This is a genomic window from Enterobacter cloacae complex sp. P2B (genome assembly GCF_014895985.1).
In the GTDB taxonomy this organism is placed as follows: Bacteria; Pseudomonadota; Gammaproteobacteria; order Enterobacterales; family Enterobacteriaceae; genus Enterobacter; species Enterobacter bugandensis.
Genome location: NZ_JADBQQ010000023.1, coordinates 292 through 11,096 on the forward strand (window position 1 = coordinate 292; position 10,805 = coordinate 11,096).

Annotated in this window: 8 protein-coding genes and 2 CRISPR repeat arrays; of the genes, 2 read left to right on the plus strand and 6 right to left on the minus strand. The window is 54.1% G+C overall.

All coding sequences use genetic code 11. The annotated features are described in order from the left end of the window. Positions 1-568: direct repeats of the CRISPR family, unit length 28 nt; unit sequence TTTCTAAGCTGCCTGTACGGCAGTGCAC. 241 nt (positions 569-809) lie between these two features. Then, on the plus strand, positions 810-1,253 hold the full coding sequence (locus IM313_RS20475; RefSeq protein ID WP_045261776.1) for an antitoxin Xre/MbcA/ParS toxin-binding domain-containing protein: 444 nt from the start codon (positions 810-812) through the stop codon (positions 1,251-1,253). Further along, the gene (locus IM313_RS20480; protein WP_192970854.1) at positions 1,250-1,723 is read left to right on the plus strand and encodes an RES family NAD+ phosphorylase; all 474 of its coding nucleotides are present in this window, start codon (positions 1,250-1,252) and stop codon (positions 1,721-1,723) included. Before IM313_RS20475 ends, IM313_RS20480 begins: the two co-directional genes overlap by 4 nt. A gap of 22 nt (positions 1,724-1,745) precedes the next feature. Here IM313_RS20480 and cas6f read toward each other — a convergent pair whose 3' ends face one another. The 6 genes from cas6f to cas1f are packed head-to-tail and all read right to left on the minus strand — an operon-like array spanning position 1,746 to position 9,794. Next, positions 1,746-2,300 (minus strand): type I-F CRISPR-associated endoribonuclease Cas6/Csy4, encoded by a 555-nt coding sequence (gene cas6f, locus IM313_RS20485; RefSeq protein WP_045261778.1) that lies wholly within the window; start codon positions 2,298-2,300, stop codon positions 1,746-1,748. A 9-nt stretch (positions 2,301-2,309) separates the two neighbouring features. Further along, positions 2,310-3,308, minus strand: a complete 999-nt coding sequence (csy3, locus tag IM313_RS20490; RefSeq protein WP_192970853.1) for a type I-F CRISPR-associated protein Csy3 — start codon at positions 3,306-3,308, stop codon at positions 2,310-2,312. A 13-nt stretch (positions 3,309-3,321) separates the two neighbouring features. Next, the gene (csy2, locus tag IM313_RS20495; protein ID WP_192970852.1) at positions 3,322-4,257 is read right to left on the minus strand and encodes a type I-F CRISPR-associated protein Csy2; all 936 of its coding nucleotides are present in this window, start codon (positions 4,255-4,257) and stop codon (positions 3,322-3,324) included. Continuing rightward, positions 4,254-5,564 (minus strand): type I-F CRISPR-associated protein Csy1, encoded by a 1,311-nt coding sequence (gene csy1, locus IM313_RS20500; RefSeq protein WP_192970851.1) that lies wholly within the window; start codon positions 5,562-5,564, stop codon positions 4,254-4,256. Before csy1 ends, csy2 begins: the two co-directional genes overlap by 4 nt. 16 nt (positions 5,565-5,580) lie before the next feature. Then, a complete protein-coding gene (cas3f, locus tag IM313_RS20505) occupies positions 5,581-8,814 on the minus strand; it encodes a type I-F CRISPR-associated helicase Cas3f (RefSeq protein WP_192970850.1) in 3,234 nt (1,077 codons plus the stop codon). Further along, on the minus strand, positions 8,811-9,794 hold the full coding sequence (cas1f, locus tag IM313_RS20510) for a type I-F CRISPR-associated endonuclease Cas1f (RefSeq protein ID WP_192970849.1): 984 nt from the start codon (positions 9,792-9,794) through the stop codon (positions 8,811-8,813). The genes cas3f and cas1f overlap by 4 nt, the downstream gene beginning before the upstream one ends. Before the next feature lie 330 nt (positions 9,795-10,124). Then, positions 10,125-10,755: direct repeats of the CRISPR family, unit length 28 nt; unit sequence TTTCTAAGCTGCCTGTACGGCAGTGAAC. Positions 10,756-10,805: the final 50 nt, after the last annotated feature.

A 10,805-nucleotide genomic window follows, 5' to 3' on the forward strand; every position in this document is an offset into this window, starting at 1 on the left:
TTTCTAAGCTGCCTGTACGGCAGTGCACATGCGCAAGACATACGGATTCAATAAGCCAATTTTCTAAGCTGCCTGTACGGCAGTGCACCGAAAACGAGAGCGTGAAATAACGCTGCTCTATTTCTAAGCTGCCTGTACGGCAGTGCACCAGTTTATTCAGACCTGGGCTGTTTGGATATCTTTCTAAGCTGCCTGTACGGCAGTGCACTTCTGCGATACCTCAGCGCAGCAAATCGCATCTTTCTAAGCTGCCTGTACGGCAGTGCACAATGCTCAACTACCCGGAGCTTAACGAAATTTTTTCTAAGCTGCCTGTACGGCAGTGCACGAACCGTTGAGCCGTTATCCTGCAACGGCGTTTTTCTAAGCTGCCTGTACGGCAGTGCACCGATGTTGTCCCCGACGATGGCGACCAGGATGTTTCTAAGCTGCCTGTACGGCAGTGCACTGGTCACGCATATCGTAAATAATGCCCGGACTTTCTAAGCTGCCTGTACGGCAGTGCACCTCTGCGTCGGGATGGTCACCGTGACCGGCTGCTTTCTAAGCTGCCTGTACGGCAGTGCACTGAAATAATATCTCCACACCCTTCTGATTTGCATACAAAAAAAGCTAAAAAACCTTCTCTGACCCTCTTTTTTATCCACCCAAAATACTCATTTAAAATCAATGAATTACACAACCGTTAAAAATTAGGGTCAAAACATTGTTCTTCTCACAAACCACCCTGCACAAAAAAAAACCAATTCCACTCCATCTGACAAATGGCTATACTTAACCATGACAAATGACATTAATCAGGAGGTAACATGAGAACCTGGATACCCGCCAAGAAACCTGCTGATAACGCACTTTGGCGCTACGCCGGTTTACCCGCGAACAGAGGTATGCGGCTGATAGAATTTCTCAACCAGGGATTGCCCGTCAGCGTGCTCGACAATATTCATGAATGGACGGCCATGTCGAAAGCGGACATTTTACGCGTTACCGGGATTAACGAACGTAACGTGGCCCGCCGCAAAAGCGCGGGACGGACGCTGACGCCGGATGAGAGCGAACGCGTAGCCCGTTTTGTTCGGGTGCTGGATGCGGCCGTCGACTATTTTGGCAGTAAAGAAGAAGCATGGAACTGGCTTCAGTCGCCGGTGCGCGGGCTTGGCAATGTTGCGCCTGTTGACCTGATCGCTACGGAAACCGGTGCACTGGAAGTCACCGATTTGATTGGTCGTCTGGAACACGGAGTGTTTGCATGATTTTTTATCGGCTGGTGACGGGACGCTACGCCAGCGAAGCGTGGAGTGGAAGCGGCGCAAATCAGTACGGCGGTCGCTGGAATCATAAAGGGCATCCCGCCGTATATGTGTCCACGTCCATCTCGCTGGCATCACTGGAGATTTTGGTGCACGTCAGAAAAGATACCGTGTTGAATCAGTACCAGCTTTTCAGCATTGATATCCCGGATGACCAGATTGATTACCTGGATAAAGCCTGGCTCCCCGAGGACTGGCAGGAAAATCCGGCACCGGTATCGACGATGGATATGGGAACCGGATGGTTACAGGCTAACAGTGCCCTCGCGCTTATCCTACCTTCCTGCATCATACCCTATGAAAACAATGCCATCCTTAACCCCTTACATCCGGCATTCCATACGGCGCTCAGTTCTGTTCAGCAGATGCCCTTTATTTTTGATACCCGTCTCGCAGAAAAAACCGCACCCTGAACGCTGATGCGGCTGTGTTTTCTCAGAACCAGGGAACTGTCGCTGTCGCGCTCATCCCGTAGGTTGAAAAGCGTCCATCCACGGGTGCGGGAAGCAACTCACCATGACGAATAAAAAGCCTGAAAGACTGACCTGTAGAGAGGCTACGTAAATTAAGCCAGGGCAAATCAGTCCGCGCCTCTTCCATTTTTAATAGGCGCTGCTGCGCCTCTTCCTCAGTGATCCATCCTTTTTTTACCGAACGGCGCATAAGCCGCTGCGCGCTGCTTTTCACCTGCACACGGGACACGCATCGCCATTGCTTTACCTCTGGAACGGGTTGTATCGCCGTGCACAGGCAGTAATCGCTTAGTCCCTTTCGCCATGCCAGGGAGTCGAGCTCGCTTAACGCCTGTTGCGAACCGTGCAGGCGTAACATCGCGCCGGGCTTTATGCCATGTGCAGGGAAGCTGATACCAATATCCCCCAGCCCCCGCTGTCCCAGCGCACGATGCAGTTTAGCCATCAGCGCGGCCATCAGCATCTCCTCGCTGAACTCCGGGTCGGGCAGGACGCGGATCTCTAGATAGTGATCCATAACCACTCCTTACTCGCCCTTCTCACCGAAGACGCCGCCGCGGATCAGCACGGCCATCACATAATGCTTCTGTTCAACGTCAGGCTTTTGGCCCTTCGTCACCCAGTTGTCCAGCAAGGTATAGAAGTCCATTTTCTCTTTCGGCTGACGACAAGCCACACCGCGACTGGTGACTGAGCCGTACGGCTCAACGGCAATAGCGCCCAGCGCATCTACCTGAGGGTGCCAGGTATCGATAGTTCGAATGGCATTACCGATTTTCTGCGAATGCATGCCCGCAACGCTGTCTACCTGATACAACAGGCGGCTCTTGCTGCTGTTGCTGTCCAGAACCAGCTCCTGCGACGGGAAGATCTCCTGTCCGGCACCGAGTAGCACCTGCGCTTCGACGTTCAACAGCACAAAACCTTCGCCGCTAAGCCCTTTTTCGATTTCCTGGGCCAGTGCGTTTAGGCTCTCGTCGCTGGCAGAAAAATCTCGCAGCGCATAACTGTACGCATCAAACGTCCACGACTTACTGCCCGTCACGGTCACGATAATTTTTTCTGCACCGACGCGGTTACGCCATAAAAAACGTCCGTTCGCCAGGTTAGTTGCGTAGCGGCGCGCCAGTTCTGCAAAACCGTGTTCACTGATATAGCCGTCGATAACCTGCTGAAGTTCATCCTGATAGGCGCGATCGTTACACACTGATGGCGTCGACAGGTTACCCAGCACACGCAGGGTAAACTTCACCTTTAAGGTGTCTGCATCGGCAGGAAGCGCCGCCACATCCACACGCTGCAGGTTCGCTTTCTGGATCTCGGCATCCAGTTTAGCCGGATCGTTGGTCAGGGCATTTTTCAGGCGGTTCGAGATCGTACCGCGGACCGCCTTTTCCTGTATACGGATCGGTTGCCACTGCTTGCCCTGCCAGCTTCCGGAATACATCACCGCATCCGAGGTTGCCAGCTTACGTTCAAATGCCAGTACGGATGCCGTTTTAACGGCCGTTGGAGCCTTTGCCATAAATAAGTCCTTTTTAATTAAGATGTTCAGTTGTCACCGGCGCGCCCGCGCCCTGACAGTAGTAGCCTGTTTCCGTCGTGCGATAACGCCAGAAAATCTCGTCCAGTGACCGAATACGGTGCAGACCGCACCACTCGCCCACGCCATACACCGCTTCGGTAAATGCAAAGGGCGTTTCTGCATCGCGCGCGTTTGCCACGACGCCCGGCGCGTAGAGTTCAGAGATACGCTGGTAGCCGGTCATTAATGGCACCAGATAACCGGAATTGGGTTTGGGAACAACATGCCAGTTGGCCGGTTCACCTTCGCGTATGTTGCCGTCTTCCGGCGTTTCGGCCTGTATTTTTAGCGCAGCAAAATCCAGCCAGGCGTCAAGCAGCGTGGCGTTAGGATCGTTTTCAAGAAGCATTTGATGATGTTCGCCCAGCCAGCTACTTCGGTCGCGTAAAGCAAAGCCCGGCATCAGTTGCCACTGTAATCGGCCCATCTCCTGAGCGCTGGCAGGCATCGCCATAACGGAAATATTCTGGATATCCACGATGATTCCTCCGGCCAGCCGGAGCGTAGGGCACACCTGAGACAGAAACTCGGCCAGGTCGCGCTGCCCGTATTCACCGTTGGGGATTTCCCCGTGACACTCGAGCAGCAGCGAAACCGTCATGTGCATGCGCCCCTCTTCGTTAAAGGAGGCCGTTTTCGCGTCCCGTGTAAGCGGATTGCGGGTCAGGGCAAACTGATAATCGCGGCCAGACGTGTACGCATGGATCTGGTGTTCGTGGCTGACCACGGCACAGCCATCAATGCGCAGCCCGTGCGTTTCGGTCAACCTGCGCGACAGCGCATGGGCAAATCCCAGGAAATGGGTAATGGCGGGGAAACCGTAAGTCAGGCCAGCAATCGCGTTGGCGTTTTCGACGCTGATACGGCGAAGCAGGATCAAGGAACTCATTTCAGCGCCTCCCGGATAATTTTTTCCATCTCACGCAGGTTACTGCGTAAACGCTCACGGGTTTGCCATTCACGCTGTTCCACATACCCCAGGTCCTTCAACACCTTGCTCAGACGCGCGTTAAGCCACAGGGCAAAATCTGTCGCGACGCTAACCTGCCAGTCGTCTTTATCCCGCTCGAGCCGAAAAGCCTCATCGGTTTTGGTGCGCCAGGGATCGAGCCAGAGTTGTTGATGAGTGACTAATCGTTCGCACGAGAGCGTCCAGTTTTGCCACGTATCACGCTGTAGTTCTGACGCCACCACAAACAGCAGGTCGATAAGCGCATCAATGTATTCATCACGCGCTTCGCGAATACGGACGTTGGTGTAATCACCGGTTCTGGCCAGTAAAGACACAAGCAGTTGAACAGTGCTGTTTGCACGTCGATCAAACTGACCACCTGAAGTGAAAATAGAACGTAACGTCGTCGGCGGCTTGTCTGCTTTTTTCCACTGCGGCGGCTGACAGGAAAGCAGCCAGCTACGCCCGCCGCGGACGCTGTTGAGATAGGAAATGTTTTGCGGTTTGGTGCCACCAAAGTGTATTTCCGCTGAATGCGGGAAAAGCGTCAGCGGAGTGGGATGCCAGGTTTTCTCCCGGCGCGCTTTCCAGATGGCTTTAACATCGTCGCCAAAACGGAAGGCAATCATTTTCTGATGCATGGCGTGAACAAGCGAGGTGGCAAATAACGGGCTCAGCAGATGGTAATTTTCACCTACCGGGAAATAGCCCTGTTTAGCCAGCTTGTGTGAAGCGGGCTCTCCGGGCGTTAAGGCACGGGAAAATCCCGCAATCCATTCATCCAGTTGGTTTGCGTCATCGGTAAAAGCGGCCAACGCAGCGCGATCGCCACGTTTCAGGCTTGCCAGTAGGGAGTCACCGCCTTCAACCCGCGTTTGCAGTAATTTCGCGACGTCCAGCGCCGCGGCGTTTCCCACGGCATCCGGTTCCAGACCTGACAACGCAGCAGTGCTGAGATACCCTTCCAGCGCCACTGCCTCGCTGTAGATACTGCTGCTTTTTGAATCCCCGTGGGTAAATTTCGCCGCATGGGTCACGAGGTTAATTTGTCCGGCTCGCTTCGCGGCATCCGTCAGCCAGGCTTTCGGTTCATAGCGAAGCTCCAGTTCCCGGCGTTCTGCCGCAAGCGTTGCGCTATCTGTATCGCTGCGCTTTGCGGCCTCTTTATCAAATGCTTCCAGCTTTGTTTGCCGTCGTCCGGCAATGTACTCAGCGATGAAAACGCTTAGTGCTTCAACTGACATACTCGCTCCTGGCTCCTTATCGATATTCCCTGAACACACCCAACACCGGGTGAAATAGCCATTGCTCTGTCTCCTCCTCCCTGCTGATCCTCAATGTGATTTCGCCATACCGTCGCGATACCGCGGCCAGCTCCATCTGTCTTGTCTCGGCCAGCGCCTGTAATACCTCGCCATAATCAATCGCCATCCACGGCTCTACGCCGTGAGCCATCGATAAGGTCTTCTCGCAAAACCGTCCCGCAGGCTTTAACACCCCGTTTTCCTGCATCAGGCAAAACTCAGGTTGCTCACCTTCGTCTTTCATGCTTAAAAAGAAAGTGTCCTGCGGCGACGAGCGGCGAAACGGCGTCCGCCGCTGCAACTCACCGTTCCACGTCAGCGGCAGCCGCCACCACGACGCGGCAACCGCATCTGACCGTTCGCCGCCATCCAACAATGCGGCTCGCAACCGGGCATGCTCCAGCGCCGCCAGCGCATTGCCGGGCAGGTTTTCAACGATGCGCGGGATCGCATTCAGCGTGCGATAGCCCTCTTCGCTGAGTAGCTCATGGAGATCGTGGTGAGGCAGAAGATGATGTTCAGTTTCAAAACCGGGTCGACAGTAGGCGATCTTTTCTCCGCGAAGCGCACGAACGTTGCGTTCCAGGATCACAAGGTTTTCGCTCTCAGGCACGATCTGACGATGCCGCTGAATACGCCCCGCAAACTGAATAAGTGAACGCATCGAACTCGGCTCGATAATCCCCCAGTCGGCATCAAAATCGCGCCCGACTTCCAGAACGGATGTGCCGAGCACGACAAAGAGATGATGCTGTTCCGGTGACGTCAGCGCCTGCTTAACGTCAGGCAACTGCCAGATCCGCTCCGGGTTGTGCCGCGTGAACGCGGCATCGAGTCGTTTTTCAATCGCCGCACGCACCGCCAACGGGTGCTGGCTGTGGTACACGCAATAATGAATGCGGTAATTTTCCGGAGAAGGTAGTGCCATCAGCGCCTGCGCGACGGCAACCAGCGGGTTGATATTCGCCATTCGCACCAGACCAAACGATACGGTTTTGCCGCTTTTGTGCGTGCTGCGATGATCGCCATGCAGCGCGATCATGTGCTGGTGCAACGTCTGTGCCAGCACGGAGACAACGTCGTCATTACGGCAAGACTGCGGTACTACTGCGGCCAATTTCCCCAGACGAAGCCGGAGCTGGTCTGGCAGACGTTTAATCCGCTGCCTGACAAAATCGTCATGCGCCTGACGAAACTGGGCATCTTCGGCCACATCCTGCGACTGCGCGCCGTATTCATCAAACCAGGCGCAGCAGATACTTGTCGGTCTGTCCGACTGACCGCACGCCGCCTGCCAGGCTTTGCGCCCTTCCCGATAGGCTTCAAACAGCGCTTCCGTTAATGCAGGGGGCAGCGTTGCGGAGGAGAGCAGCACGCGAGAGCCGAGCATGCCCGCCCAGTTCACCAGCCGACAAAGGGCGTGCAAATCATCAACGTCAAAATCATCAGGCTCATCAAGCACCAGGTCGCTGGTCAGCAGGCGCAGCATGGCGGGGATCTGCCTGCCGCCGCGCACGCCTTCCGTGGCAGGCATCAGGTGATCGATGGTTGTCACCAGCACCGGGGCACTGACCAGACGGTTTAGCGCCGGTTCTTTCGCCAGCCATTGCTGCGCGATCCCGCTGCTGGTCGCCCCTTCATAATGCACGTAATGATGGCTGGCGAAGAATGCTTCGTCGCTGGCGCTACTGATATCTTCGGTATCATTGCCCTGATACAACTCCTTCACTGCTGCGGCACCAGTCACCACGGCCAGCGTGTCGTCATCCAGCCCCAGGCGCGACTGCAAAGCCTGCCCCGTTTGCAGCGTCAGCGTGCGTAACCCCAGCGCCACGCTGAAACGACATCCCGCCTGCTCATCTGCCAGCGCGTACATAATTCGGGCATTGGCGAAGGTTTTACCGCATCCGGTGGAGGCCATATTGATACCGAAGAAGCCCCGCTCTGCACTCTTCTCGCGCAGGGAAGAGGCGACATCCCAGGCCTTGTTCTGCCAGTCAAAACGCTCTTCTTTCGCCCTTTCCCGAAACGTTTTATGCCGGGCGATGGCGGGCAATGAACGGCGCAACGCAGGAAGAGAACGCCCCATCAATAGCGCCTGATGCGCGACACCGACATTGTGCTCATCCAGTTTTTGCTTAAGCTGCCCGGATTGGCGGTCGCTGTTGGCCCAGCACGGGATGGCATCGTCCTGCCATCCTGAATAAGCGGGTTGTGAGGAATACACGTGATCGGCCAGCATCAGCGACAGGCGGGCAAGATGGAAGGTAAAAAGATTATCCAGCGATCCCGCGTGAAGCAGTGCGGGGAGGTTCCGGATGCGTTTACCAATTTGCCGGGCCTTCTCGCGCCAGGTTTGACTCTTTAGCGGCGTTCCGTGGGGGAATTTCCAGACATTTTTAAAATCACGCGCTTTCCACTGATGTTTTTCGGTAGATTTATGATTAAGCGCGTTCCAGTCCGCATTTAGCTGCCGCTCAAGCCAGCCTTCGCTGTACAGTAACGAGGAATTTGCCGGGTACGGTTGAGGTAAGCGGTGGTGCGATAGCATTAGCCACGCCACCACCCTCGCTAATGGGGGCAATTTTTCGAACGGGCTATTGCTCCACTCTGCCCTGTCCATCTTCAGCGCTTTCAGCATGGCTTTTTCGTCAGCGGCCTTAAGCTGCGTTAACGATGCCAGCCACTGTTCATCGCTACGCTCTCCTACAAACGCCTCGAACAGACGCACCGAGATCCACTCATGGCGATACGGCTGGCAAACGTGCTGGCTTTCCCCCTTGAGCATCTGCTGGAAGCACATCCCCGCTTTACCAAAATCATGAAACAGCCCGGCGATCGCCGCCAGCAAGGCGATGCTTTCCGCGCTTTGCCAGCGGTGTTCACCGTCGTTGCGAATAACTTGTAGCGTCGTGCGATTCGTTGGCACGCGCCCCTGCGCGTTAAAGCGACGCAAGTTTCCGACTATCCACAGCAGTTCGGTTTGACCGTTTTTTTTCAGCCAGTGGCAGGCCACGGCGGTGTTACGACGGGCCGTTTTACGCAGCAGCTTGCGCAGCGTGACGACGCCTTCCATCGTAATCGTCGTCTGCCACGCCGCGTCACCCGTGCGCTCAGCAAACTGATCGATAATCCGGCAGCTTTGCTCGCGCGCACGTTTGGTACATCGGGAGATAATCAGCACATTCATTTTTCAACACCCACCAGAGAGTGCGAGGTTTCCTGCAAGGTGGCGATCATCACATCCAGCGCTTCTGCCTGTTGAAACGCGTTGATGCAGCGCTGACGAAACTGTTGATTATCCTCACCCTCCATCGCCGCAATAAAGGCCTGCGGCATAACGAGGGCGTCTTTTATTAAATCGGCAATATCAAAAACCAGCCCGCCGCGTCGGGTTTTTCCGTGCATGACGGCCAGACCATGAGGAATGCCCGTGACCCAGGCCGCGACAGCCGCCAGCCCGTAGGCCAGATAGTTGCCCTGATCGAGAAAACGGTTCGCCATATCCGCCCCGCCTCCCTGTTTGGCGCGGGTAAAGCTGCCATAGCCCACCGTCTGGCTGGTCAGTTTGTAGAGCGATTTTGTGAGCAAAGCTTCCTGGAGCATCAGCGAGGTGTGATCCTGTGCGTTTTCCATACCCTGCTTCGCACGCTCCAGAATAGTCTCCAGCGCGTCCCGATCGGGCTGAAAAGACGTTTCTCGCTTTACCCGCAGCCTCTCCCACTGTTTTTCAATTTGCTGTAAACGGATAAATTGAAAACGCTTTGCCGCCTGCAGACGTTTTTCTTCATCAAACCAGAACGAGACCCAGTTTTGTAAATACGCCGTTGGACGATATACGCTTTGCGGGCTGAGCCAGGAGACGTCAATGTCCACCTCGTTCGCAGAATAAAGCGGCGTACCGTCCGTTCCGCAAAAGCCGACCATTACCCCTGCCCGGGCAAACTCGCGCATCGCCATTTGCGTAACGGATGTTCCCATTCCCAGCATCACTGCCGTGGTATTCGCGATGGGAATATTCCAGTAAAAAGACTCTTTCCCTTCCTGGGTGACATATTCAACACGCCCACCATTCACCTGGATGCGGCATTTCTCCAGGTAATAAATGTTGGCGCGTTTTGAATGCAGGATGGTTTTTAAATCTGTTGGGGTAACGCTGTTTGCAGGCATAGCAACGGCTTTTATTTCAAGGTAATGAATGCGGATATGTTATCGGAGATGAGAGAAATACAAATGTGATATATATCAAATGAATGGAAATTTCTGTGATAACTCAACAAAAATACAACATTTTTTAAAAGTATTATTTTTACAAATAATATATACACGGAAATATAATTAACCCCTGAATGGGATTTTTATTTAATCTGCAAATGGAAAGCGTGTGGATGATGGTATTTCGTTTTAAATAGACGAGATGAATATTTGTGAGGAATGGGTTTACTTGTACTGTCTATGGGACAGTAACGCTATTTCCACGGCATTAAAGCCCAGAGGGGCTTTCAAAGCTGACTGTACGGCAGTGAACAACGCCCCGTTTCCCTGTCCCTCTTCCGACACGTTTCTAAGCTGCCTGTACGGCAGTGAACGCGCCTCAGAAGTTGGTCCCCCCGCTCCGCAGTTTCTAAGCTGCCTGTACGGCAGTGAACACTGACTTGTGCCGGTGACCTGAATCGCGTCGTTTCTAAGCTGCCTGTACGGCAGTGAACACCCTCGATCAAATCCACGCAGAAGCAATGCATTTCTAAGCTGCCTGTAAGGCAGTGAACAAATCCAAATCAACCCCAACGATGACGCTCGATTTCTAAGCTGCCTGTACGGCAGTGAACATTTTGGGGTTCGGGGCATGGATGCAGCTGGTGTTTCTAAGCTGCCTGTACGGCAGTGAACATTAACTGCAACCTCAGCTCAATGTTGTTCACTTTCTAAGCTGCCTGTACGGCAGTGAACAAAGTCGATCAATCAGTATTGGCGATATGACATTTCTAAGCTGCCTGTACGGCAGTGAACTTGTGACTGTTCTTTTCCCACTCGCTTCGATTTTTTCTAAACTGCCTGTACGGCAGTGAACTCCTTGGTAGTTACCGCCATAGTGCTTCACAATTTCTAAGCTGCCTGTACGGCAGTGAACAAAAATTCAGCATTGTCAGGCCACCCCCATGATTTCTAAGCTGCCTGTAC